The sequence below is a fragment of the Ancylomarina euxina genome, assembly GCF_003863355.1.
In the GTDB taxonomy this organism is placed as follows: domain Bacteria; phylum Bacteroidota; class Bacteroidia; order Bacteroidales; family Marinifilaceae; genus Ancylomarina; species Ancylomarina euxinus.
The window spans coordinates 1-26,936 of the sequence record NZ_QQWG01000014.1 but is presented as its reverse complement, the minus strand read 5'-3'; the positions used below and the strand labels follow the sequence as shown (position 1 = coordinate 26,936).

Genomic DNA, 26,936 nt, shown 5'->3' with positions numbered 1-26,936 from the left:
CTAATCAGCAGTAATCCTAACTAAAAGTTGACGATAGGCTGAGAATAATTTGGACTTGGAAACAAAACCAATGTATTTGCCATTATCTATTACAGGTAAATTCCAAGCTCCAGTTTCTTTGAATTTTTTTAGAACAGTTTCCATAGAATCCTGATAAGAGATAGAAGCTGGAGGCATAATCATTAAATGACTTATAGGTGTTTTATACATCTCTTCGTTAAACATGATTTCTCTAACTTCATCCAATAAAACAACACCAATTAAAAATCCTTCTTCAGTAATAACCGGGAAAATATTCCTTTTCGATTTAGATATCACCTTAACCAGATCAGCTAGTGTTGCATCTTCATCAATACTCTTAAAATCAGTTTCAATAACTTTTGACAGTTGCATAAATCGTAAAACGGCTTGATCTTTATTGTGGGTAATTAGCTCTCCTTTTTTTGCCAACTGAGAAGTTATAATAGATTCTTTTTGAATACTTTTCACAGTGATAAATGAAATTGTCGTTGATAGCATTAGAGGTACAATCAACTCATAACCACTGGTTATTTCAGCAATTAGAAAAATCCCCGTTAGTGGCGCATGTAGAACACCTCCTAAAACACTTGCCATCCCGACTAAAGTAAAATTACTAGCCGACAAAGGTTCGCCAAACTGAAAATGATTGTAAATAAACACAAATAAAAAACCTAACATGGCACCTGTAAAAACTGAGGGTGCGAAAATTCCTCCTATCCCTCCAGCACCAATAGTTATTGAGGTTGCAATAACTTTAAGGATAACCATAGCTCCAATAAAAATAACAACCATATACCAGACATCGGTATAACTCTCAAACAAGCTCGATTGAAAAACTTCATCTAAACGACCGCCAATCAAAGCCTTAACCACATTATAACCTTCTCCATAAAGTGCTGGGAAATAAAAAATAAGAATACCGAGTCCAAGTCCACCAATTAGCATCCGTTTCCGCAATAAACGAATAGACTCAAATTGATTTTCAATCCAAAGGAACATCCTGGTAAAATACACCGAAGTCAAACCTGATAAAATACCTAGAAGAATGAAGAAGGGAATGTCTTTAATCTCGAAGGCATGTGTAATCGCGAATTCAATCAAGATATCTTCATCTAGGAATAACTTGGTTGTTATAGCTCCACTGACTGACGCAACTAAAAGAGGGATAAGTGAAAAACGAGATAGATCAATTAACAAAACCTCCAAAGCAAAAACAATAGCTGCAATTGGGGTATTAAAAATAGCTGCAATTGCTCCTGAAGCACCACATGCCATTAGTATCGTAATTTCCTTATAATTTAGATGAAAATTACGAGCCATATTTGAACCAATAGCTGCACCTGAAGATATAATTGGTGACTCTAAACCAATACTGCCACCAAATCCTGCTGTAATGATAGAACCAATTACCGAAGAATATGTTTTATGTAATTTGACAATACTATTCCGTTTCGAAATGGCATGTAGAAGAGAAGTAATATTGTGCTTAACAAAATCCTTAATGATATACTTTTTGAATACTAATGTTAAACCGACACCAATCATGGGATAAAGGAAAAACAAATAATTTTGATAACTCCAATTAATGCCCTCAAGAAGGAATTCACGACCTCGGTAAACGGCTGTTTTTAAAATTAGAGCCGTCATTCCTGAAGTGATCCCTATGAAGACACTTAAGATTAAAATAAAAGTCTGATTATTGATATGGCGAAGCCTCCAAATCAAAAAGCGACGCCACCTAGTTGTTTTCGCCATGAAACTTATTTGGAGTTGTTACCATCTAATTTACCAAATAGAATGTGAATGGAAAAACAAATTATTAAGTTTGAATCTAATTTTTATAAATCAAAATCCATCTAATTCATGTCATTCTCGATCATAAGTGCAGATAAGTTCAATACCATAAACTGGTCAGGCGGAACCAGCACACAACTGTACATCTATCCAGAAACAGCCGATTATGGGCTAAGAAATTTCAATTTCAGGTTAAGTACTGCTAAGGTTGAAGTAGAAAAATCGGAATTCACCTCCTTACCTGGCGTATCAAGAAAAATTATGATTCTTGATGGACAAATTGAAATTTCTCACAAAAACCATTACAAAAAAGAATTGAAAGCGTTTGATGTAGATGAATTTGAAGGGGATTGGCAAACCTCATCTATTGGTACTTGTACCGATTTTAATTTAATGACAAGAGGAGAAACAAAAGGTGAACTAAGCTCATTAGCTCTTTCAAAAAATCAAACAAAGGACTTCTCTATTACAGATAGACAGTCCAAAATAATTTTATATCTCCACTTTGGAAAAATCGCTTTCAATGACGAAAGGGATAATTATATATTAAACCAAGGTGAATTATTAATTATGGATAATCTTAATCCCAATAATCTAAAATTCATAGCTCGTATGGACAGTCGATTAATTATTTCAAAAATAAGATCATAGTTAATCTTTAACCATTTAAAAATAATAAGTAAGAACGACTTTACTTAAGGTTACTTTAAAACTCCCATTTATCAAAAGCGTCAAGAACTATTTCATGTTAGAGATAACTTTTTTTTATTGTGAAAATTTGAGTTTAATATGATTATTCCAACTCATGTCATATTTATCTATAAAATATTTTATTACATTTAAGCAATCCCTAACCCCCTACTTGTGATGAGATTAAAGGTAAAACTACTTTCTTTATCAGTATTAATACTGTTGCTAAATTCTTGCACGGAGAAATTCTATCCAAAAGTTGACGACGACTTATCGATACTAGTTGTTGATGGAAAAATAACAGATGGAATCGGAACTTGTGAAGTCCGCTTATTTCGGACTGTAAAATTCACAGATAAATTTGATCTGAAACCCGAAATAAATGCCACAGTAATTCTACATGACGATCAAGATAATACAGAAATTCTTAACGAACATGAACCGGGGATATATCGCAACTCATCACTTATTATTGAAGGGAAAGTAGAATCAAGCTACTGGATAGAGATTCAAACACTTAGTGGTGAGAAGTATGAATCTACCCCTGAAACGATGCTTTCGCCATTTGAAATTAGCCCTCTTTATGGAGAAGAAATAGAAGCCATAAATGATAATAATATAAAACAAGATGCTATTAGGTTGTATTTTAATGCTAAGAATAATGACAATACCAGTACACATCTTAGGTGGGAATATCGTGAGAGTTATGAATGGCATTCACCCTTTAAAAATTCAAACCCTCGTTCTGAAGGTTCGACCAGAACCTGTTTCCCTGCCAATAATTTCGATCAGATTAATGTCTTTGATGCATCTAAACTAACAATTAAAGAAGTTAACCAACTACCCATGACTACTGTCTTTGATAATGAAGTAAAATTCTTATACAATTATCTAATTGACATGAAAGTATATTCAATATCAAAAGAGAATTATTTGTTTTGGAAGACTTTGAAAACCTTACATCAAAGTAATGGTAGTTTATATGACGTCATTCAAGCTAACATAAAAGGAAATATTGAGACATGTAGCGATGCATGTCAGGTTCTTGGTTATTTTGAAGTCTCTTCTGTTAGAAAAAGTCAAAGAATGTTTAACACAACAGACTTCAGCATGAGATTCCCCACCTTTCCTGAAGAGTGTGAAACATTTATCGTTAGAATGAGTAAGGCTTCACCAGATCCAGAGATTTTATACATCATATCAGCTACAGCAGTAGGAGGTTTAACTGAATATACTGTTCGCCTGCTAGAATGCTATGAGTGCAACATAAAGTATCCTGTTACGAAACCTTCATTTTGGCCCTAATCTATTAAAACATGAAACATAAACTTCTATTCACGAGCGTATTAATTCTGTTTTTTTTGGGATTTAATGTTTATAGTTCAGGACAACCTTTATCAAAAGGTAATCTTAAAACAATTATTAACGGTAAAATTTGGGTTCCTAAAACCTCTTTGACTCAAGGTAAACAATTTTTTCTTGAGAGAATGGATTTAAAAGGAAGTATTCAATTTAAAGGTGTCCAATTTGATCATATTGAATTTGCTTACGATATCTCAACTGAGGAGGTCATTACAGCAATTGAAACTAATGATAAAACAAAAAGAAACATTGTTATAAATCCATATCTCCTTGAAGGTTTCAGTGTTATGGATTCTTCAGTAAAATACAACTTTGTTCGGGGTGATTTTTTACATTTTAAGCTAGATTCATCTGGTTATTATCAAGTCGTTCGATTTCCTAATATTCAATACATTATAAAAAGGAGAAAACATAAAAAATTAAAATTAGATCATTCTCAAAAGTTCGAATATATAACTCATAATGAATTATTTATATTAAAAAACAATGAACTAATTACTGTGAAAAGTAAAAGTGATATTCTCAATCTTTTCCCTAATAAAAAGAAAGAGATGAAACGCTTCATTAGAAATAATAGGCTAAAAATTGGAACTAAAAAACCAATGGATGCTATTGCTCTTCTTACAATATTTGACCTATAGAAGCTATGAAAAGAATACTCTCCATCCTCATCAGCCTTTTTATTATTTTTAATAGTTCTGCTCAAGAGAAACAAAAATTAAGTATTGGGCATAAAGGAATGACTTTTGTTGAATTAGCCAATAATCTTGAAAATAAATATCAAATCCGATCTTTATATTACGACAGCTGGGTGAGTCATATTACTCTAAAAAAAAGGTACGAAAATGTTAACCTTCAAAACCTAATAATGGATGTATTATCAGGATCTAAAATCCAATTCATTATTCGAGATAATTACTTAATTCTTACTCAATTTGAAAATTTAAATCGAGAATTCAGTTTAAAAAAAACTAACGATGATGATAAAAATCAAATTCAAGAAATTAAAAAGACAGATCTTGATATCTCAAGTTTACAACAGCAAGAATTTATTATTCATGAAATTGGAATTGCCTTGGGACGTAAAAAAGCTAAACTATTCGGTAAAATAAGCCTTTGGGGTGCTGGTTTACCTCTCAAGGGGGTCGAAGTTTTTCTACCTAATATGGAAAAAGGTGTAACTTCTGATAAGAATGGTTACTTCGAAATAGAGCTTGCACAAGGCGCCTATGTTATAAATTTTAGATATTTGGGTTTAAAACAAACCGTTCGTAAAATTAACTTACGAGGAGATGGTCGATTAGATATACAGTTGAGAAAAGAAATGCAGGCAATTAAAGAGATCAAAGTGTTTGCAAAAGATAATAAGCTTAAGCGAACAGCTATGGGCTTAGAGTACTTTGCTTCAAAAGATATTGAAAGCCTACCATCTGCACTGGGGGAACCTGATATTATAAAAAGTACAACAATGCTTCCTGGTGTTGAAAGTGCTGGTGAAGGTGCCATTGGTTTCAATGTAAGAGGAGGTTCTGCAGATCAGAACTTAATACTAATTGACAATGCTCCTATCTACTATCCTGCTCACTTTTTTGGTTTCTTCTCTGCTTTCAATAATGATATGATTCAGGATGCGAGCCTTTATAAATCGAGTATACCCATTCAATTCGGAGGTCGTATTTCCTCAACCTACGACATTCATTCATCAGAAACCATAGCTGATGAAACTAATGGTAAAGTTGGAATTAGTCCTATTACATCTAAGGCCTATCTTAATCTGCCATTGTTAAAGAAAAAACTTTCAATAATGAATTCTTTTCGATTCACATATTCAGATTGGATAATCAAGAAGATTGATTCAAAAGAGTTGGTTGATTCAAAATCTGATTTCTATGACTTACATGGAAAAATTCTATACAAACCAAATTCAAACAATCTAATAGAACTCAGTTATTATAAAAGCGAAGATGAATTTCAATTACATTCTGACACGGTTTATAATTTCAATAATTTTGTGAGTTCCCTCAACTGGAGATATCGCTTCGATGAGAAATTGAAAATGAAGAACAGTGCCCATTTCACAAGTTTTTCATATGATATGTCGTCAGATAATAATATAAGTAATGCATTTAAACTCACACACAGAGTTAAAGATATTGGGTTTAAATCTCATATGACATACGAGAAAGATATTTTCACAAAGTTTGATTTTGGAGCAGAAGCAAAATATTATGAAATTAGTCCTGGAGATTTAAAAGCTTATTCAGGATCCTTATTCGAACCATCTAAAATTGATATTGAAAAAGGAATAGAAACTGGCCTATTTGCAGGTGCAAAATTTGATCTATTGGGGTTTTTAAATGCTGAAGCAGGTATACGTTATTCATTATATGGAAACATAGGAAAAAAAGAAGAAGCTGTCTACACAGATAATAAGCCGAGTAGTTTAAATAGAATAGAAACACAGAGGACAACAGGAGGATTAAACAACATATACCACGGACCTGAAATGCGATTTTCAATCAACTATGCTATAAACAATAACAATTCATTCAAAGCCAGTTATAACAAAACGCGCCAATACATTCATTTACTATCAAACACGACGTCTATTTCACCAACAGATACATGGAAATTAACCGATCGTTATCTTAAACCTCAAGTCGGGGATCAATTTTCCTTAGGATTCTATCGTAACTTTTTTAATTCAGTCGCAGAATTTTCAATCGAAGCATACACAAAAAGAGTAAAAAATGCTAAGGATTATAAGGATGGTGCAGAACTCTATTTAAGCAGATTTCCAGAATCAGAGGTTCTTAATGCAGATGGTAAAAACTATGGGCTCGAATTTCTCATACGCAAAAAATCAGGCCGTTTTAATGGCATGATCAGCTATTCATACTCTAGAAGTTATTTAAAGTCTAAAGATCGAAAAGGTGAGTTTTCTGTGAGTAATGGGGAATGGTACAGAGCTCCATATGACAAACCACATAACCTAAAAGCCTTCCTAAGTTTTAAACTTTCCAGACGATTTATATTCTCAACAAATGTAGTTTATCATACAGGTCGTCCCGCAACGTATCCTATTGCTAAATATGAATTACAAGGTGTCCCTATTGTATACTATTCTAAACGAAATCAATACAGATTACCCAATTATTTCAGGACAGATATAACATTATTAATTGATGGAAATTTAAAAAAAGAAAAGACTTTCCATACATCATGGTCTTTTGGCATCTATAATCTTACAGGACAAAAAAATGCGTATTCAACGTATTTCCGTATTGAAGATACGAGTATGGTTGGATATAAATTGTCTGTTTTTGGACAAGCAATACCAACCGTTACATTTAATGTTGAATTCTAAATACAATGAAAAATAAAATATTCAAGTACATAAGCCTTGTTCTAATATTAGGTATGACTTCAATTCTAAATGGTTTTTCTCAAGAACTACCTGCTGAACAAATCCATGTTCATTTACAAAAAAACATCTGCCTAGCCGGAGAAGCTATTCATTTTAAACTTTACTGCTTAAATTCAAATGATCTAAAACTATCGAAGATTAGCAAGGTTGCTTATGTTGAGTTGATTGGGGAGAATGGATTTCCGGTAGCCCAAACAGATATTATCCTAGAACATGGTATGGGAAAAGGAGGGTTTGTTATTTCATCACAACTCCCTACAGGAAATTACGCCATTAATGCTTACACACATTGGATGAAAACAAGCTCGCCTGATTTCATTAACGTCAGTCCTCTCTTTATTTTCAATAATCAGAATATAAGTGATAGTGATTATTCAAATACTACGAACCTAAAAAGTACATTTCGAGATCTAAAAAATAACAACTTAACTCTTGTAAAATCTGAAATTAAACAAGATGATATTTCAATTCATACAAAAATTGAAGATCTTAATCGAATCCTAAAAATATCTATAACAAACAATAACATCGGAATTGACAGCTCTTATATTTTCCAACTTTTATCTAGAAAAGGCAAAACCCTAGAACAAAAAATTCAGTTCAATCAAAATAACTGGGAAACTCTTCTGGAAATAAAAGATTTGAAATCACCTAATTACAACATTGCTATAAGAAATAATAAAGGACAGCTTATTAAAACTGCTGTTATACATCTAGCAAATTCACATCGCGGTCGTTTTATCGAAAAGCCAAGAATAACAACGAAGCAGAGAAAAAAAATAAAGATTAATCTTCGTTTAGAAGAACTATCTCATCAAGACGATAGCTTATTCTTATTAGCGAGTATAAAACTCAAGGAGCCCCAGATCTCATCGATAAATATTATCGATTATATGAATTTATATTCAGATTTTGGAGCAAATATGCTTCCCTATTTTAATCACATAAAAAAATTCGGGAAACAAAGTTGGATAGCTGAAAAGGGGATTGAAACAGTTTGGTTGAAAAATTCAAATATCTACTCAGTAAACGCTAATCGATATCCAGAAGAAGAAGCATATGTTATTGAAGGTACGGTGAAAATGAGAAAAACAAAGCAAGCATTTACTAATGAAAATGTCTTTCTCTCAAAAATTGGAGGTTATGCTGACATCAGTCCATTTTGCACAAATGATCAAGGTAAATTTTACTTCAATCTTCCATTAAAAAAAGGCCTTCATGATATATCAATTCAGGTTAAAGGTAGAAATGATCTAGATCTTGCTATCAAATTAAAAGACAAATTCAATTCCGAAGGTTTTGCCCCAATACCATGGAAAAAGCAAGAATTAAAAGAAAAACAATTAGACTTTATTAAGGATCAATTTGAAAATTTCAGAATTCGCAACATTTACAGACAAGAAACATATAGGGAAACAAAAGATACCTGCCTATATAGAGGACAAGCGAATTTTTATGGAAAATCTGAGCACTTTATTAAAATCGATGACTACATCCAGTTGGATTCATTAGAAGAATATTTCCATGAATTCATAACTACAGTTAAGATTAATTACAAAAAAAAGAAACCTCATATATATGTTTATAGTCCAGATATCATGCGTGTATTTGAACAAAATCCTCTACTCATGTTCGATGGACTCATCTTGTCTGATGCATCCAAAATTCTGAATAAAAACTCAAAAGAGATTGACAAAATAGAAGTCGTTCCTTATGAATATTATTATGGATCATCACACTTATATGGAATCATAAATGTGATCTCAAAAAAACAGGATTGTCAATTGTCAGAATTACCAAAAAATACTGAACGCTACTATTTACCATTGTTTACACACGGAGTTGAATATATAAATACAAGTGAGTATCAACAAAAAAATCATGCTGATTTCCGAACAGATCTGCTCTGGGAACCCAATATCAATCTAACAAAAAACAAGCATTTTGATTTAGAGTTTACCACTAGTGATGTAAAAGGAGAGTATGAATTAACGGTGGAGGGAATTTCTGAAAAAGGAGAACCAATCGTTATTATGCAAAGTATACTGGTTGAGTAAAGGTAAAGGTCAAGCCCAATCAAGAAAAAGCTCAATAATATAGACTTGAAAATAGATGTTTTCACTAAGTAAATTCAATATACAGACAAATCAATGGCCAATTTTCGAATTTGGAAAGCCAAACAACATTGCGCTTCAACATCAGCATAATGAAAAATAGGCTCAAGCACAACTACTTTTATTCGATATTTTAAATTATTGAAGAACCAGGCACGGTGATGACCGTCATGAATCACTGGTTTTATTCGACTTGATTGATAAAAATTCCAAACTACTATCGGAGGAAAATCGGCTCCTTGATCATGGATAAATCGATACGCAGCATCAACCATTGGACGATTTTCAGCCTACAGTCAGTTTTGACTGCCCCAAAGAATAGATGTTGAATATACCTTAGTAGGATTTACAAATATATGCCCCGGATTCATTTGCAATTGAGTGCATGTCATGCGACAAAGATCTTCAGGAGAATTTCCCTTTAACCAATGAGCCCGCCCAAGAAAAGATTGGTGTCCCAACTCCCTTTCATGGCCATCAGAAGAATTTAATAATTTCGTTATTTCGACAGGTGATTTAATCCGTGTTACATTGCAAAGTTCTTTCTTGATTTACGAAGATTGCAGGAGAATAGCACCAAATTTATCGGGTAGAATAGTGAGCTTGAGTCTGAAAGTTCTGTACTCACATAAAATTGGGAATCACAATCCCCATTGACATCCTCTTTAAAGTTCATTTTATAAATGAAAAAACACATAAAAGATGTAACCTATTCTTCCTATTTCTTGTCTCATGTCATGTATAGAACGGGTAAACAAGCTACTTCGTCTAAAATTGAATTATCGAACATAGATAATTTAGCATAAATTGTATATTTGATAGGAATTCAATATAAAATTATGATACCAAGATTTCTTTGTATCATCGAATCCGGATATCATTAACTTGAATTAAAACAAGCCCCTAGATGCAGATTAATATCAATGACCTCAGCAAAATTTATCCTAACGGAAAGAAAGCTCTCAATAATATAAATCTGGAAATTGGTAATGGGATGTTTGGTTTATTAGGTCCCAATGGCGCAGGAAAATCAAGCCTTATGAGGATATTGGTTACCCTAATGGAACCCTCGACAGGAACTGCAAGCTTCAATTCATTCGATCTTCACAGAGACCGCAAAGAAATAAGAAGTATTCTAGGCTATTTACCTCAGGATTTTCGTTTCTTTTCAAAATTAAAAACATGGGAATTCCTTGATTATGCAGCCTCTTTAGCAGGTATCAGAAGTAAACAAATGAGAAAAAATAAGGTTGATGAATGGCTAGAGAAAGTCGGTCTATTCGATGTTCGCGAACGAGATGCAAACAAGCTATCCGGAGGTATGAAACGTCGATTAGGAATTGCTCAAACATTGATAGGCGATCCTAAAATAATTATCGTCGACGAACCAACAACGGGGCTTGATCCTGAGGAAAGAATTCGATTTCGAAACATTTTATCAGAAATCAGCCAGCAAGATGTTTCCATCATTTTATCAACTCATATTGTAGGTGATATATCCAGTGTTTGTAATAACCTAGCCCTATTAAATAATGGAGAATTGGCTTTTAAAGGGACACCCGAAGCTTTAATAGAAAAGGCGAAAGGTCACGTTTGGCAAGTCAGCACATCTGGCTACGAATATGATTTAATCAAAGATAAATACGCTGTTGTTTCAACTATTCCAACTCAGGAAGGATGGGATGTTCAGCTCATAGGTGATGGCAGCCAATTAAGCAATGCCATCGAAATTGAGCCAAACCTTGAACATGCCTATGTTTATTTCATGGAAAAAGCTTCAGAAACCATTTAGTAACGTAATATATGATATCGATTCACTCAATACGAACAGTCGCCAAATTTGAAACACGAACTTTACTAAGATCCTGGTTTTTCAGAATCTTTGCGGGTTTATCCATCTTATCGATAGGTATTTTTAATATTGCTGCTTTTGTAGAAGGAAGTGATGCACCATGGATTTTCAGAGCCTTACCAGCTGCCATCCCTTATGCCAACCTAATTATCCTCAATTTAGGACAAGCAATTGTAGCTATATTTTTAGCCTCCGAGTTTTTAAAACAGGATAGTAAAAACGACTCAGTTGAGGTTATCTATGCAAGATCGATGACCAATAGTGAGTATATTCTTGGAAAATCTTTTGGAATAATCACCGTCTTTATCATTCTCAATATTTTTATTTTATTGATGGGGATTGGCTTTTCATTTTTAAGTAATGAGTCTTCTCAAGGTGTGCTGCAACTTTTATATTATCCCCTTTTGATTTCAATACCAACCTTGGTTTTTATACTTGGTTTGGCTTTCTTTTTTATGACAATATTAAAAAATCAAGCCATCACATTTATTATCCTTCTAGGTTATATTGCACTCACTATTTTTTATTTAAATACAAAGTTCTATCACATATTCGATTATATCGCCTATCAAGTGCCAATGATGAATTCTACAATTGGTGGCTTTGGAAATCTTACTGAAGTCATCATACACCGAGGAATTTATTTCTTTTTAGGAATAGGCTTCATCTTCTTTACCATTTCAAAATTGAATCGCTTACCCCAATCCAAACGCTTGGTTTCGTTACCAATTTATTTGGCTTTACTGGCATTTCTTTGCGGTGGTGGATTAATTTGGAAATACATCGATATCAAAGTTGATAATAACGCATTTAGGCATAAAATGATAAGCTTAAATAACAAATACCTCTCATATCCAAAAGCCGAAATTAGAGATTGTCATATCGATTTAAATCACTTAGGAGAAAAAATATCAGCAGTTAGTAAACTCAAACTTTATAATTCATCAAATTCAGAATTAGATACGCTACTCTTTAGCCTAAATCCTTCTTTGAAAATTACTGCTATTACCGAAAACAATAAAAAGCTAGAATTTAAAAGAGAGACACACTTGCTCAAAATCGCGCTTTCCAATAAATTGAATAAAGCAAAATATACCGAATTGGTTATTGGTTACGAAGGTTCAATTGATGAAAGAACCCATTTTCTCGATCTTAATCCTAAGCTTGTAGAAGATAATTTCAGTGCAGTCATGTTCAAAGTAAGGAAGAGATTTTCGTATCTACAGAAAAACTTTGTTTGTTTAACGAATGAAGCACTGTGGTACCCCATTTCAGGAGTAGGCTTTGCCTCTCTCAATCCGGTTTTACATTCTCCTGATTTCACAAACTTCAAACTAAAAGTTCATACAAAAAACAATCTAATCCCTATTTCACAAGGAAAGCTAACAACGCTTTCAGATAGCGTTTTTGAATTCCAACCTGAATCAGCACTTCCAAAAATCAGTTTGTTGATTGGAGATTATCAACAATATAGTACAAGTGTTGATTCTATAGAATATTCCATTTATTCGATTAAAGGGAATCAGTTTTTCCTGCAACATTTTGATTCAATACAAGATAGTTTACCCTCATTAATACGGGAGTTGAAAAACGAATATGAAACGAAGTTGGATTTAGAATATCCATTTAAGCGATTCGCTTTAGCCGAAGTCCCCATTCAATTTGCACTCGATAAACACATTTGGTCGATCAGTAGTGATGCAGTCCAACCTGAGATTATTTTTTATCCTGAGAAAGGTGTTTTAATGGAGGAAACAGATTTTAAAAAGAGAAAAAAACGATTTGAAACACGAATGAAGCGTGATAATGAAGAAGTCTCCGATGAAGAACTCCAATCACGAATATTCAAACGATTTGTTCGTGGGAATTTAATGCCTCCTGCAACAGAATGGTATGAGTTCGATAATATAGATAGAAACACCTACTCACCATTTCCAAACTATTATGGCTATTCAACACAATTAAGCTCGACGGATTATCCAGCATTAAATATGGCTTTGGGAGTTTATTTAAAAGAAAAGAATGTCACATCTCAATCCTATTCTCGCTGGCGATTCGATGGCATCAGCAAAGAAGAACGTATTAATCTGGAGTTGAAGAAAGCTTCTCTTCAGGATATTACTAAAACCGGTTTGAAGGCTTCAACTAAAAATGAAGAACAAATCTATCTGAATGATATCCTCCAAGCCAAAGGCATTCATCTTTTTTCATTACTCAAAGCTCGCTATGGAGAGGAGAAATTTAACACCTTAATCGAATCTTATATCGAAAAGAATAAACATCAAAAATTTAGTTTTACGGACTTTGATAGCTTGATAAAACTCAACTATGGTCAATCGATTGAAGCGGATGTGAAAAACTGGTATACAACCAATAAACTACCTGGTTTTCTGATCAAAGATCTACAAACCTACAAAGTAAAAGATGGAGATCACATCAAATATCAAATTCGATACAAAATTTCGAACCCAGAATCGTCTGATGGAATAGTCACAGTTAGTGTTGAATTGAATGATCAAAATGAAAGACGAAATCGCCGGAATCAAGAAGGTTCAAAACCAGCCTTTTCTAAATCAATTTTCATACCTGCAAATTCAGCTCTTGAAGTCGGTTTTGTTTTTCCTTCTCAACCAAGTAGAATGAATATTTCGACTCATATATCTGAAAATCTACCTAATAGCCTGGTTTACGAGTTCAGTACATTTTCGGAAACAAAAAAAACAAAATTTTTCAATGATGTAAAGGATTGTGAGGCATTTGAAGGCATTCTTGCCGATAACGAATTTGTTGTTGACAATGAAGATAAAGGTTTCGAATATGTTCAGGTATCAAATAAAAGTTATTTGAAACAATGGATAGATGAAAACCGTATTTCAACTCACGAGTATTCTCGTATGCGTACATGGAATCCGCCAAATGAATGGAAAAATGTTCTTCGTTCGGGCTTCTTCGGAAAATATGTTCGTTCGGCCTTCTTTACAAAATCAGGACAAGGTGATCGTTCAGCAACTTGGACAGCTGAACTAAAAAAAGGAGCCTATTACGATGTATTCTGTCATATAGAGAAAGTAAATGGATATAGCCGAAGAAGACAACGAAAAAAGACGGATTATAATTTTAAAATCTATCATGAATCAGGATTCGAAGAGATTAATAAAAGTGATCAGGAATTGGAAAATGGCTGGAACTACCTGGGAACTTATTTCATTACACCAGAAACTTCAAAAGTTGAATTAAACAACAAGTCCAAAGGTGCATATCTCTTTGCAGATGCAATTAAATGGATTGAAAACAAGTAAATAACCAGAAATAATATAAGGCATGATCAGAACGAAACTACAGCTTGTATTAATGAAGATTTTAATATGTGCAGGAGCAATCCTATTTAGCTCCCTAAGCTCTCAAGCTCAAAAAGAAATTACACTTGATGAAGCTCTTTTAATAGCCTTTTCGAACAGTCCCGATATTAAAAAGTCGAAAATAAATATGGAGCAAAATAAGGAGCGATTAAATGCTCAACTCGCTTCATTACGATCACGTTTCACTCTTGACATTACTCCTATAACCTATGACAAGACAGAATCTTACAACGAATATTTTTCGAATTGGAATACCTCCGAGAATAAGGGTTCTAAAGGAACATTTACGGTTTCACAACCCATCAAATTATCCGATGGTCGTTTATCCTTAAGAAATGAATTTGGCTATCAGGATAATTTTTCTGAAGCAAGTAGTTCGAATTATGCCGGATACAACAACTCACTTTACATTCAATACGATCAACCTTTATTCACATTCAATAAAACCAAGATGGATTTGACTCGCAATGAGTTGAATTTGGAGAATGCAACTCTTTCCTACTCCATACAAATGCTGAATATGGAAAGACAAGTGAACCAAGCATTTTACACGATATATCAAAAACAAATGGCTTTGAAAATTGCTGAGGAGGAATTTGAAAATCAAAAAGTAAGTAAGGAGATTATTGTAAGTAAGGTTGAAGGCGGTTTATCGGCTAAGGAAGAACTTTACCAGGCCGAATTGAATTATGCGACTAGTAAATCTAGCTTAGATAACAATCGGGTAGAACTTGAAAATGCAAAAGATGAGTTTAAACTCCTTTTAGGAATCTCTCTATACGAAGATGTTGCGGTGAGTACAGATATTAAATATATGCCTGTAATTGTAGATCTGGAAAAAGCTATTCAAAACGGTTTAAGCCAAAGGTTGGAATTGACTCAGCGACAAATAGATTTAAATAATGCCCGTTTTGATCTGATTGAAACCACAGCACAAAATGCTTTTAAAGGGAACGTCAATCTTTCGGTTGGCCTGATGGGAAATAATGAAGAATGGCGGAAAGTTTATGACAGACCGACCAAAAGTCCTAGAGTTGGAGTGACCTTCTCAATCCCAATTTTCGATTGGGGAGAGAGAAAAGCTCGAATTAGAGCTGCCGAACTTGAGATCGAAAGTCGCGAAATAGATATGAATAGTTTAAAAAACGATATTACGATCAATATTCGAAAGATCTATCGAAATATGAAAAATCTGGTACAGCAAATCGAAATTGCTGAACAAAATCAAAAGAACGCTGAACTGACCTACAACATCAATTTGGAGCGCTATAGAAATGGGGACTTAACGAGTATCGATTTGGAACGCTTCCAAAATCAGCTTTCTGAAAAGAAAATGAACCTCGCAAACTCCCTAATCAACTACAAACTTGAACTGCTTAATTTGAAAATCCAGTCACTCTGGGATTTCGAATACAACAGATCTTTTGTTCCTCAGGAGTTACAGGAAAATTTGATCAAAAACTAATCACAAATTCAATCATGATAACCCATACAAACGCCATAACAATGAAACGAATCGCCTTCTTAATTTTAAGTGTTGCCATCTTTTCAGCCTGTAACGATAGGGCAACTGATCTCAATAAAGACATAGCTGTACAGGTTTCTGTAAAAGAAGTTGCAAGTAAAAGTATCGAAAAATTCATCAGCACAACGGGTACTGTAAATCCTGTAAAAACGGTAGATGTAAAAAGTGAAGTTGCAGGAAAATATCACTTACAAATTAACCCTGTAACAGGACGAAAATTTGCTTTGGGTGATTTTGTAAAAGAAGGAACTGAGATCATTGCATTTGAGGACAAGGAATACGAGAACAATATCAAAATCAAATCTCAGGAATTAAGTTTGCAAATCTCTCAACAAGGGTTCGATAAGCAACAATCTTTATATGAAAAAGGTGGCGTTACATTATCTGATGTAAAAAAAGCTGAAATCGACTTGATAAATGCAAAATACGCGTACGAAGATGCCCTATATCGTTTAGCTAAATTAAAAATCAAAGCGCCTTTTTCAGGCACAATTACGAGTCTAAACCACTACACCGAAAAGACCAGAGTTGAAGCCGCTTCACCTCTATTCGGTATTATGGATTACAGCAAGCTTCTTATGGAAATCAATCTTGCTGAAAAAAATATCGCTTCGGTTAAAACGGGTCAGAAAGTTAAGATCGTGAACTATACCATTCCGGGTGATACCCTAAGTGGGGTATTAGCCCAAATTTCACCTGCAATAAACTCAGAAACCAGATCGTTCAAAGCGGTTATCAACATCAATAATTCCAAGCTTTTATTGCGTCCAGGCATGTTTGCAAAAGGTGAGATTATCGTTGCGAAAGCCGACAGTTCAATTGTTATTCCTAAGGATATCATCTTAAGCAAACAGAATGGCAATATCGTATTTGTGGTAAACAAAGGTTTGGCCGAGGAAAGAGTTGTTCAGTTTGGATTAGAGAATCCTAAAGAGGTTCAGATTGTTTCTGGTTTGGAAGAAAAGGATCGTTTAGTTATTAAAGGTTTTGAAACCTTAAGAAACAGATCGAAGATTAAAATTGTAAAATAGGCTTGTTATTTTGAAATCAAAACCTTCTTAATTCAAAATAGCATAACAAACTATTATAAAGGCTTACAAAATGAAGAAAATAACTCAATTTTCGGTCAACTATCCAGTGACGGTATCCATGATTATAATGGCGATATTGCTCTTGGGATACGTCTCGCTTGGCAAGTTAAACGTTGATCTGTTTCCAGAGATGAATGCGCCACGCATATTTGTGGAAATAAAGGCAGGTGAACGTCCACCCGAAGAGATCGAAAAACAATTCATTGAGGGTATCGAAGCACAGTCTATTCGTCAGAAAGGTGTGAGTCAGGTTTCATCCGTTTGTATGGTCGGATCGGCAAGACTTACAGTAGAGTACACATGGGGAAGTGATATGGACGAAGCTTTCCTGGATTTACAAAAAACACTTTCTTCATATAGCCAGAATAGCGATATTGATGAATTTACGATCACTCAGCACGATCCCAATGCATCTCCAATTCTTATAGTCGGTATGCTGCATCCTGACATACAGGATATGAATGAACTTCGAAAAGTGGGTGAAAATTATATTCGCAACGAACTGATTCGATTAGAAGGAATTGCAGAGGTTGAATTAACAGGTGCGCAAGAGAAGGAAGTTCGCATAGAAACCAATCAATACCTTCTCGATGCTCACAATATAACGATCGATCAGATTGTACAGAAAATACAAAGTCTCAACCAAAATCTTTCGGGTGGAAGCATTGTGGAAATGGGAACCAAGTATATAATAAAAGGGGCTGGTTTAATCCGAAACATCAATGAAATTGAAAACGTAATTGTAGGAACCAAAACAGATTCACCTCCATCAAATACGGAAAAACAAGCGCTGATAAAAGGAAAGGTACCCATCCTTCTAAAAGATGTCGCAAAAGTGAGTTTTGTTGCTAAAAAAGCTCAGAACATTGTTCGAATTAATGGTGTCCGTTGTATTGGTTTATCCATTTATAAAGAAACCGGATCGAATACCGTACAAGCGGTAGAAGATTTTGAAAAGACGATGGTTTCCATCAAAAAAGCCTTACCTGGTTATCAGTTTATCACGGTTCAGAACCAGGGGCAGTTTATTCAAAAAGCAATAGACGAAGTTGAAGAAACCGCTTTGCTTGGTGTACTGATTGCCATTTTGGTTCTCTTCGTTTTCTTACGTCGAATAAAAGTAACGGCTATTGTCAGTTTTGCAATCCCCGTTTCCATCATTGCCACTTTCAACCTCATGTACTTCAACGGACTCAGTCTAAACATTATGACTTTGGGAGGGCTGGCACTTGGGGCAGGAATGTTGGTTGACAATGCTATTGTCGTTATTGAAAATATCTTCCGGAAAATGGAATTGGGTCTATCCGTAAAGGATGCTGCCATTGAAGGAACCTCAGAAGTTGGCGGGGCAATTGTGGCTTCAACACTAACCACCATAGTCGTTTTTCTTCCGATTGTATATATGCACGGAGCTTCTGGAGCCTTGTTTAAAGATCAAGCATGGACGGTCGCATTTTCCCTAATAGCCTCTCTTTTTGTAGCTATTCTGATGATTCCAATGCTATTCAATTACGCTTACAAAGGAAAAGGGAAAAACATCAAATTCAAATCAGTAAAAATCGGCTGGTATGGCGTCCTTCTTAGAAAATTACTGAGTAAACGAGTTTTAGTTATTGGTGGCGCAACCATCCTTTTAGTTATTACCGGCCTCATCCTACCTTATGTAGGCAATGAATACCTGCCTAAAGCTGGTATTGGCGAGTTCAGCCTTAATATCGAATTAAAGGAAGGTACACAACTTGAAAGAACCAGCCAAACCGTGATCGCTATAGAATCCATGCTTAACCAATCTATGGGAGAGCAATTCGAAACAATTTATAGCCAAATAGGCCCGGGAAGCAGCTCGTCAACAGACAAAACTGTATTTCAGAATGAGAATACAGCCAATATTAAAATTCGACTTAAAAGTGAATATCTCGCTCAATCCGAAAGTATCCTGAATCATGTCAGCACATTAATCGCTGGCATTCCGAATGCTGAAATTACGATTGTTCGAGACGAAACAGCCTTGCAATCGACCATTGGAACAGAGAATGCCCCAATTGAAGTTGAGGTAAAAGGAAAAGATATGGAAGTCCTGGAACGACTTTCAAATGAGGTTAAGGATCGTTTAAGTCAGGTACCCGATTTAACAAATATCAAAACCAATATCGAAGAAGGAGCTCCTGAAGTTGATGTTGTGATAGATCGTTATAAAGCTGGAATTTTTAATTTAAGTACCCAGGCCATTACCAATCAGCTTCAAGATATCCTAATGGGTAAAAACGCTGGAAAATTCGAAAAAGGGGGTGAAATGAGTGATATTAATATTCAACTACCAGAACAGAGCCTATCCGAATTAAATACCATTGGTATTAAAAGTGGCGATGCCGAGATTCCTCTTTACGAGCTGGCTCATATCGAGAAATCCTCATCGCCTAAGCAAATGTTAAGACGCAACCAGACTCGAATAGGAAAGATTAGTGCCGATATTCAAGGAGCCGAAGCATTTGATCAGGTTATTAATAAAATAAACAGCAAACTCAAAGGAATTGAATTACCACAAGGCTATCAGGTGAACCTGATTGGCGAAGAACAAAAACGACAAGAAGCACTCTCAAATTTAAGTTTTGCACTGATGCTTTCTATCATTCTGGTCTATATGGTTATGGCGTCACAGTTCGAATCATTAATACACCCTTTCACCATTCTCTTAACTATTCCATTGGCTGGAGTTGGTGCCGTTTGGGCCTTCTTCCTTTTGGGTATTCCTATGAATATTATGGCTTATATTGGTATTATTATGCTGGGAGGGATAGCGGTCAACGACTCCATTATTTTGGTAGATGCTATCAACCAGTTTAAGCAACAAGGAGAAACCTTAATCAATTCAATTGTCATGGCGGGTGAAAACAGGATTCGACCTATAATCATGACAAGTATCACAACTATTCTGGCCCTACTACCCCTTACCATTGGTTTTGGAGAGAGTGCAGCCTTACGAGCTCCAATGGCCATAGCCGTTATTGCAGGTTTGATTACCTCAACATTACTGACTTTGGTGGTTATTCCTTGTGTTTACTACGTATTCGATAGAATGCAAAGCTATTTTTCACGATCAGTAAACGCAGAATAAAAACCCAAAGAAGCTAATCAAAACCTGATACTAAAATCTGAACAAAAATGAATTTCATTATAAAACGAAAGGTTTTAATCGCAATGCTCTTCACCGGACTTAGCATGTTGGGGTTCTTCTCCTACAAGCAACTTCCGGTTGAATTAATTCCTAATGCCCAGCTTCCTATGCTCTTTATACAGGTTAGCGCGCGTCAGGAAGTCGATCCTCGCTATATGGAAAATCAAGCCATAATACCGCTTGAAGGGATCGTTGGAAGTCTAGAGGGGGTAGAAAAAATCACATCTACTGCCGGGCAGCAAAGCGGTAACATTCAGATTTCTTTCGAACAAGGAACCAACACGAAATATGCTTATCTGAAACTAGCAGAAAAGGTCGAACAGGCAAAGAAAGATCTTCCTAAAGAATTTATGGTTCAGGTTGTGAAATTCGATTTAGAACAACTCACCAATATGTTCATGAATATTCAGGTTCGTGGTAGCGGAGGGGTCGATCGTGTTCGACAAATTACTCAGAATGAAATACTGGATCAGATTAAAAATATAGATGGTATAGCGAATGTTGCCATTTTTGGTGGACGCGAAAAATCGATTGAAATCTTACTACGCGATGATGTCTGCAAAAGTTACGGCATCAGTCCATCTCAAGTGCGCTCCGCCCTTAGTCAAAATGACAATAAAAGAAGCTTTGCAGGTAAGGTTATCGAGAGTAATAGAATGCACTTTGTAAATGTGGTTTCAGAATTTACTGATATTACAGATATTCATGAATTGGTTGTAAAGGAACAAGGCAAAATCAAACTTAAAGATATTGCCGATATTCATTTTGGTGTAAAAGAACAAAGCTCATATAGTCGCGTCAATGGCAAAGAAGCCGTTACGCTGCAATTGACCAGAGATGCCCAGGCGAATATTATTGATTTGTCTGATACGGTTATTGAAAAGATTGCGGAACTTAATCAAGAATTAGAAAACAAAGATGTGAGCATTGTTGTACAATCCAATAGTGCTGAAACCATGAAAACCAATATCGATTTAATTATCGAATTGGCACTGGTGGGTGGCTTACTAGCCATCTTTGTTCTATGGATTTTCTTGAAAAACATTCGCTTGGTTGTCGCCATTGCTTTGGCTATTCCCATCTCAGTTTATACGGCATTTAACTTTTTCTATGCCTATGGCATCAGTATTAACACCTTAACCCTTTTAGGGATGGCACTTGCCATTGGTATGTTGCTCGATAATAGTATCGTCGTCCTCGAAAATATATATCGACTAGCAGCTAAAAAAATTGATGCCGATACGGCCGTTATTCAAGGAACTAAAGAAGTTTGGCGTTCGATATTTGCAGCCACACTAACGACCATAACCGTGTTTCTGCCCTTTTTGTTTTCGTCAAACTTCATGATTGGACTGATGGGAAAACATATTGGCGTTTCTATTATCTCAACGCTTTTGGTTTCATTAGTCGTCGCTCTGCTTTTGATTCCTATGATTACGCATACTTTTCTAAAACGTAAAGGTAACAGCCGTCCCGTTAGTTTCGAAAGCATCTCGCTTCATAACCGATTGGTTCAAATCTATCTGGTTCTATTAAAATCTTGCATGCGATTCCCTGGAAAAACAATTCTGGGGGCACTTGGGCTCTTTTTCATCACACTCTTAATCAGTTTAGGCCTGAGTTTTATGTCAAAAAATGAAGCTGAAATAAAGGACATCAACCTTTATGTAACACTTCCCGGGGGAACCACTCTCAACAATACGGATCTAGTAATTAGAGAAGTCGAAAAAAATCTTGAATCACTTGAAGAGAAAAAGGATATAACAAGTCAGGTTTACGAGGAAGAAGCCATTCTAAGCATCTCCTTAGTCGATGACTATCGTGATATACTAAACCGATCCGTTCCAGACATCAAGAAAAATATATTAGAACGCCTCAATAATATTCCCAGAGCTTCATTCAGTTGGGAAGCACCTGCAAAAGGGCGCAGATTTGGTGGCGGCGGTGGTGATTTTGGCGGTGATAATCCTTTTATGGGAATGCTAGGCTTGGGTACACAAAAAGAGAAGCTTGTTATCAAAGGACAAGATTTCGACAAGATGTTAGATCTGTCTGAAGATCTTCGATATTATCTGGAGCAGCTCTCATCTATGGAAAGAGTTTCAGTAAAAATACCCAGTAAGCGACCAGAAATGCTTCTTGAGATGGATAAGCAAATTATGGCGATTTACGATATTCCTGTCAACTCCGTTTTATCAGAGTTAAACTCATTTCAAAAAGAATTTTCAAGCGGTGTAACGTTCAAACATGGAACCGACGAATACGATATCATCATAAAAACACAAGGAGAATCAAGTCAGGAAACACGAGATGCAAAAGATCTGAGAAGACTCACTGTTAAAGGAAACCAGGGTGCCGAATTTGAATTGCAAAACATTAGTCAACTCAATTTCACTGATGGTTTATCGAGCATTAAACGAACCAATCAGGAGAAACAATTGGAGGTTGAATATCAGTTCATTGCTGAAGTTAATGACGAGAAGGATCTCCTAACAGCTGCACGAGTTGAGGTCGATGAGCTTGTCGAGCGGATGAATCTACCTTCAGGCATTGCCCTTGAGATCATACATGAAGAAAATCCCTTGGGCGAATTTGGCTTTCTCTTTCTGATGGCTTTTATCCTCATCTTTATGATTCTAGCATCGGTATTCGAATCTTTTACCATGCCCATTGTCATGATGTTTTCTATTCCAATGGCTGCAATTGGCTCATTGGTCGCTCTTATTCTAACCGGGACTTCGCTTATAAATGCCAATGTGTTTACAGGCTTTATCATCCTTTTGGGAATCGTGGTCAACAACGGAATTATCATGATCGATTATTCCAATGTTCTACAAAAACGAGGCTATAGAGAATCTCGTGCGCTTATCATGGCTGGTTTGGCACGTATCCGACCTATTCTCATTACCGCTATCACAACCATAATTGCACTAATGCCACTTGCCCTTGGGCGAGCCGAGTACGTTACTGAAATTGGTGTGCCTTTTGCCATCACCGTCATTGGTGGTTTAAGCTTAAGTACGGTTCTAACTTTGGTATTTATACCTACGGTCTATGCCGGATTACAAACCAGTCTCACATGGCTACGGAGTCAGAAACTTTGGGTTAAGAGCATTCAGTTTACCTTCTGGATTTTAGGAACTTATTTCATCTATACCGAAGTCGATAGTAAAATATGGCAAATCATCACTTTTCTTGTTTTACTTCTATCTGTACCTGCCTGCATTTATTTCATCTCGGCTAGCTTACGAAAGGCAAACGAAGAGCTAATTGCTCCTGATGAAGCCTTGCATATTGAGATTAGAAACCTGGTGAAGATTTACGATTGGGACAATCGATTTACACGTGAATGGAAATCAGGACTCAAAATCAGAGAACGTCTGGGATTAAAACAAGCTTACCAGTCAATTCATGATTTTGTCGTCTTAATCTGGCAGATTCCTCTTGTTGCTTTTATGGTCTTTTTCATCTTTTACCACATACAAATTCAGATCTGGGTGCTTCTTCTGTCCATCCTTTTCCAAATCATGTTGTTGGGTTTCATAAAGCCAATCATGGCTTATCGTGATCATCTAAAGACAGAGGCTAAAAGCAAATGGATTCAATTCCTCATTGCTGTGAGTCAGAAAACTATTTTTTGGTTTTTCCCACTATTTGTGCTCTACTATGCCTATCAGAAATACGATCTTATTGGGCTGCTTATTCCTATCGCTGTCATCTGGTATCTAGCTCTGGTTATTAAGCTTTCTTCTGATAAAATTTACCGTGATAAAATCAATATCAATAGACTAAAAGGGCGTTTGAGTGGCCTACGAAAAAACTTCTATCGCTTTGTCCTGCTCATACCCATTATCGGGAAAAAGAAAGTGCCGTTTAAGGCTGTTAAAGGCATATCCTTAAATATAGGAAACGGCATGTTTGGTTTGCTGGGCCCCAATGGAGCAGGTAAATCAACACTCATGCGAATCATTTGTGGTATACTGGAACAAAGCTATGGGCAAATCACCATCAATGGGATTGATGTTCGCGAGAAACGTGAAGAACTGCAAGGATTGATCGGCTACCTTCCTCAGGAATTTGGGATGTACGAAAATATGACGGCATGGGATTTCCTCAATTATATGGGAATCATCAAGAAATTGAAAAACAATAAGGAAAGGCACGAGCGTATTAATTATGTTTTAAGTGCCGTACATATGCTCGATCAAAAAGATGATAAGATTGGTTCATTCTCTGGTGGTATGAAACAAAGAATCGGTATCGCTCAAATTCTACTCCACTTACCACGAATATTAGTGGTTGATGAACCCACTGCAGGTCTCGATCCTCGTGAAAGAATTCGATTCCGAAACCTCCTGGTCGAATTAAGTCAGGATAGAATTGTGATCTTCTCAACCCATATTATCGAAGATGTGGCTAGCTCGTGTAACCGGGTTGGTGTTGTGAAAAAAGGAGAACTTAAGTATCTGGGAGAGCCCGTTCATATGGCTGGTATAGCCAACGAGAAAGTCTGGATATTGACTGTTTCGACGGAGGAATTTGAACAGCTAAAGACTGAACATGTCATTATTCACCATATGAGAGATAAGGATCAAATTCGTGTTCGATGTCTGTCTGATGAAAATCCAGGATACGGCGCCATAAATACGAAAGCCAATTTGGAAGATGCATATCTCTGCCTGTTGAATGAAAAGGAAATGGCGATGACTTAAAGGTCTGAAAAGTCAAAAGGTCTAACATGTAAAGGAAATAAAGGATGTTAAGGCTGAGTGAAACGAAGTCCGCCTCAGGCGGATTAAAGAAAAAAAATGATAATGGTTAAAGTTAGATGGTTTAACTCACATCTAAAATCTCATATTTATGAAAGGAATAGAACAAGTAAAACTCATTCGCGATTTTATACGCTACAATGTCAAGATTATATTTGCCAATAAGTTCATCTATTTTCTCATTGCAGCCTTTGCCTTTTTCCTTATGGTCACAGGCATTATGCTATTTTCCGACTCAAGCCCCGAAGAGGCAGATATTTTTTCAACTCTGCTATTTCCAGGGATCCTGATTTTGTTCTATCCCGTTATCTACAACATTCAATCTGACAAGGATACCCGTATGCTCGAGATCATATTCGGAATCCCTAACTATCGCTATAAAGTCTATCTGGTGCGTTTTTTACTCAGCATCATGCTCTTGCTGGTTCTCATAAGCTTCATGTCGTGGATTGTGGTGTTTGCCATTATCCGCATACCGGTTTTTCATATGGTCTATGAGCTAATGTATAGCCTGATATTTTTAGCGAGTTTAGCATTTTTACTGGCCTCACTCATCAAAAATGCCAGTGGTGCTTCCGTTATCATGGTTATTATTGGTTTAATATTTCTAATCCTTGCAGAACCCTTGGAATCGAGTAAATGGAATATCTTTTTAAATCCTTTCAATGTTCCCAGTGACATGAGTTACGCCATTTGGCAAAATGTACTCTATCAAAACCGCATGATGCTCATTGTGGGTTCGATCATTTCAATTCTTTGGAGTTTAATCAATTTGCAAAAGCGAGAAAAATTTGTATAATCTTTAAGACGACTAGCATAGAAAAGCTCAACAAATTAATCGTGTTGAGCTTTTTGCTTTCCAAACACTCATGTCTATCAGACTTATTAAAATTTTCTATTGACAAGGAAAAGCCCAAGCAGAGATCTAATATATAGGCAAGTTAATCGCTAATTTACGAAGTTGGAAAGCCAAACGGAATCGGGCCTCAACATCGGCATAATCTGAAATCGGGTCAAGCACTACGACCTTTACATGATGCTTTAAATTGTTGAAGAACCAGGCACGGTGATGTCCGTCATGAATCACCAGTTTTATTCGGCTGGCTTGATAGAAATTCCAGACGACGATAGGAGGAAATTCTACACCATGATTTTGAATAAAACGATAAGCAGACTCAACCATCGAGAGTTTTTCGGCCTCCAATCTGGTTTGGCTGGCCCATAAAATGGAGGTGGAATACATTTTAGGAGGATTCACAAAAACATGTGCCGGATTCAACTGCAATTGAGTACAAGCCATTCGGCACAGATCTTCAGAGGTATACCCTTTTAACCAATGAGTACGCCCCAAAAAGGACTGATAGCCCAACTCCCTCTCAATCGGATCAGAAGAATCCAACAGCTTGGTTATTTCTATAGGCGATTTAATACGTGTCATACGATATAGCTTTTGTATAATTTACGAAGAATACAGGAAAACACCATCAAAAAAATAGTGCTATGAACAGCTCTCACCAGTTTAGGAAACACAAATACAGATGGAAACCTGGCAATCGAGTAGGTAGGGGGATTACTCCCCCGCCCTCTCACACCACCGTGCGTACTCTCGTACACGGCGGTTTCGAATAAAGTTTGAACTGTTTATAGATAACTGACATATTATATAATCCTAAATCTATGAACCATTGTAGATTCATAGCCTGATGAGCTTGAGGACAACCTGATAATCGCCACCATCCTTTTCCTGATAGGGCTAA

Annotated in this window: 16 protein-coding genes; 13 read left to right on the top strand and 3 right to left on the bottom strand. The window is 35.8% G+C overall.

Annotated features, from left to right (window positions below):
* The gene (locus tag DWB61_RS12850; protein ID WP_125031313.1) at nt 1–1,776 is read right to left on the bottom strand and encodes a chloride channel protein; all 1,776 of its coding nucleotides are present in this window, start codon (nt 1,774–1,776) and stop codon (nt 1–3) included.
* A 108-nt stretch (nt 1,777–1,884) separates the two neighbouring features.
* Between DWB61_RS12850 and DWB61_RS12845 the strand changes: the two genes are divergently transcribed.
* The 5 genes from DWB61_RS12845 (at nt 1,885) to DWB61_RS12825 (ending at nt 9,351) form a co-directional block, all read left to right on the top strand.
* Nucleotides 1,885–2,466 carry a HutD/Ves family protein gene (locus tag DWB61_RS12845; RefSeq protein WP_125031312.1) on the top strand — a complete coding sequence of 194 codons (582 nt, stop codon included), beginning with the start codon at nt 1,885–1,887 and terminating at the stop codon, nt 2,464–2,466.
* A 216-nt stretch (nt 2,467–2,682) separates the two neighbouring features.
* Complete coding sequence (locus tag DWB61_RS12840; RefSeq protein WP_125031311.1) at nt 2,683–3,810, top strand: DUF4249 domain-containing protein; 1,128 nt, start codon at nt 2,683–2,685, stop codon at nt 3,808–3,810.
* 11 nt (nt 3,811–3,821) lie between these two features.
* Nucleotides 3,822–4,508 (top strand): hypothetical protein, encoded by a 687-nt coding sequence (locus tag DWB61_RS12835; RefSeq protein WP_125031310.1) that lies wholly within the window; start codon nt 3,822–3,824, stop codon nt 4,506–4,508.
* A gap of 5 nt (nt 4,509–4,513) precedes the next feature.
* Complete coding sequence (locus tag DWB61_RS12830; protein ID WP_125031309.1) at nt 4,514–7,234, top strand: TonB-dependent receptor; 2,721 nt, start codon at nt 4,514–4,516, stop codon at nt 7,232–7,234.
* A gap of 5 nt (nt 7,235–7,239) precedes the next feature.
* A complete protein-coding gene (locus DWB61_RS12825; protein ID WP_125031308.1) occupies nt 7,240–9,351 on the top strand; it encodes a hypothetical protein in 2,112 nt (703 codons plus the stop codon).
* A 74-nt stretch (nt 9,352–9,425) separates the two neighbouring features.
* Here the strand turns inward: DWB61_RS12825 and DWB61_RS17685 are convergent, their stop codons facing one another.
* Nucleotides 9,426–9,683: a hypothetical protein gene (locus DWB61_RS17685; protein ID WP_156190252.1), complete on the bottom strand. Its 258-nt coding sequence runs from the start codon at nt 9,681–9,683 to the stop codon at nt 9,426–9,428.
* A 408-nt stretch (nt 9,684–10,091) separates the two neighbouring features.
* Between DWB61_RS17685 and DWB61_RS17900 the strand changes: the two genes are divergently transcribed.
* From DWB61_RS17900 to DWB61_RS12790, 8 genes are all read left to right on the top strand, one after another.
* On the top strand, nt 10,092–10,214 hold the full coding sequence (locus DWB61_RS17900; RefSeq protein WP_262702099.1) for a hypothetical protein: 123 nt from the start codon (nt 10,092–10,094) through the stop codon (nt 10,212–10,214).
* Nucleotides 10,215–10,315: 101 nt separating this feature from the next.
* Nucleotides 10,316–11,200 (top strand): ABC transporter ATP-binding protein, encoded by an 885-nt coding sequence (locus DWB61_RS12820; protein WP_125031307.1) that lies wholly within the window; start codon nt 10,316–10,318, stop codon nt 11,198–11,200.
* 11 nt (nt 11,201–11,211) lie between these two features.
* On the top strand, nt 11,212–14,559 hold the full coding sequence (locus tag DWB61_RS12815; RefSeq protein WP_125031306.1) for a golvesin C-terminal-like domain-containing protein: 3,348 nt from the start codon (nt 11,212–11,214) through the stop codon (nt 14,557–14,559).
* A gap of 52 nt (nt 14,560–14,611) precedes the next feature.
* The gene (locus DWB61_RS12810; RefSeq protein ID WP_125031383.1) at nt 14,612–16,084 is read left to right on the top strand and encodes a TolC family protein; all 1,473 of its coding nucleotides are present in this window, start codon (nt 14,612–14,614) and stop codon (nt 16,082–16,084) included.
* A gap of 41 nt (nt 16,085–16,125) precedes the next feature.
* On the top strand, nt 16,126–17,175 hold the full coding sequence (locus DWB61_RS12805) for an efflux RND transporter periplasmic adaptor subunit (RefSeq protein ID WP_158614418.1): 1,050 nt from the start codon (nt 16,126–16,128) through the stop codon (nt 17,173–17,175).
* A gap of 70 nt (nt 17,176–17,245) precedes the next feature.
* Nucleotides 17,246–20,350: an efflux RND transporter permease subunit gene (locus tag DWB61_RS12800; protein ID WP_125031304.1), complete on the top strand. Its 3,105-nt coding sequence runs from the start codon at nt 17,246–17,248 to the stop codon at nt 20,348–20,350.
* Between the two features lie 47 nt (nt 20,351–20,397).
* Nucleotides 20,398–25,122 carry an efflux RND transporter permease subunit gene (locus DWB61_RS12795; protein ID WP_125031303.1) on the top strand — a complete coding sequence of 1,575 codons (4,725 nt, stop codon included), beginning with the start codon at nt 20,398–20,400 and terminating at the stop codon, nt 25,120–25,122.
* A gap of 148 nt (nt 25,123–25,270) precedes the next feature.
* A complete protein-coding gene (locus tag DWB61_RS12790; protein WP_125031302.1) occupies nt 25,271–25,978 on the top strand; it encodes a hypothetical protein in 708 nt (235 codons plus the stop codon).
* A 126-nt stretch (nt 25,979–26,104) separates the two neighbouring features.
* On the opposite strand, the gene DWB61_RS12785 is transcribed toward DWB61_RS12790, so the two are convergent.
* A complete protein-coding gene (locus DWB61_RS12785) occupies nt 26,105–26,617 on the bottom strand; it encodes a hypothetical protein (RefSeq protein ID WP_125031301.1) in 513 nt (170 codons plus the stop codon).
* Nucleotides 26,618–26,936: the final 319 nt, after the last annotated feature.

Excerpts from the sequence above, each read along its gene's own strand:
- DWB61_RS12790 (WP_125031302.1), top strand. The coding sequence starts at position 25,271 with ATGAAAGGAATAGAACAAGTAAAACTCATTCGCGATTTTATACGCTAC.
- DWB61_RS12825 (WP_125031308.1), top strand. The coding sequence starts at position 7,240 with ATGAAAAATAAAATATTCAAGTACATAAGCCTTGTTCTAATATTAGGT.
- DWB61_RS12800 (WP_125031304.1), top strand. The coding sequence starts at position 17,246 with ATGAAGAAAATAACTCAATTTTCGGTCAACTATCCAGTGACGGTATCC.
- DWB61_RS12810 (WP_125031383.1), top strand. The coding sequence starts at position 14,612 with ATGAAGATTTTAATATGTGCAGGAGCAATCCTATTTAGCTCCCTAAGC.
- DWB61_RS12835 (WP_125031310.1), top strand. The coding sequence starts at position 3,822 with ATGAAACATAAACTTCTATTCACGAGCGTATTAATTCTGTTTTTTTTG.
- DWB61_RS12820 (WP_125031307.1), top strand. The coding sequence starts at position 10,316 with ATGCAGATTAATATCAATGACCTCAGCAAAATTTATCCTAACGGAAAG.
- DWB61_RS12850 (WP_125031313.1), bottom strand. The coding sequence starts at position 1,776 with ATGGCGAAAACAACTAGGTGGCGTCGCTTTTTGATTTGGAGGCTTCGC.
- DWB61_RS17685 (WP_156190252.1), bottom strand. The coding sequence starts at position 9,683 with ATGGTTGATGCTGCGTATCGATTTATCCATGATCAAGGAGCCGATTTT.
- DWB61_RS12845 (WP_125031312.1), top strand. The coding sequence starts at position 1,885 with ATGTCATTCTCGATCATAAGTGCAGATAAGTTCAATACCATAAACTGG.
- DWB61_RS17900 (WP_262702099.1), top strand. The coding sequence starts at position 10,092 with ATGAAAAAACACATAAAAGATGTAACCTATTCTTCCTATTTCTTGTCT.
- DWB61_RS12840 (WP_125031311.1), top strand. The coding sequence starts at position 2,683 with ATGAGATTAAAGGTAAAACTACTTTCTTTATCAGTATTAATACTGTTG.
- DWB61_RS12830 (WP_125031309.1), top strand. The coding sequence starts at position 4,514 with ATGAAAAGAATACTCTCCATCCTCATCAGCCTTTTTATTATTTTTAAT.
- DWB61_RS12785 (WP_125031301.1), bottom strand. The coding sequence starts at position 26,617 with ATGACACGTATTAAATCGCCTATAGAAATAACCAAGCTGTTGGATTCT.
- DWB61_RS12795 (WP_125031303.1), top strand. The coding sequence starts at position 20,398 with ATGAATTTCATTATAAAACGAAAGGTTTTAATCGCAATGCTCTTCACC.
- DWB61_RS12815 (WP_125031306.1), top strand. The coding sequence starts at position 11,212 with ATGATATCGATTCACTCAATACGAACAGTCGCCAAATTTGAAACACGA.
- DWB61_RS12805 (WP_158614418.1), top strand. The coding sequence starts at position 16,126 with ATGAAACGAATCGCCTTCTTAATTTTAAGTGTTGCCATCTTTTCAGCC.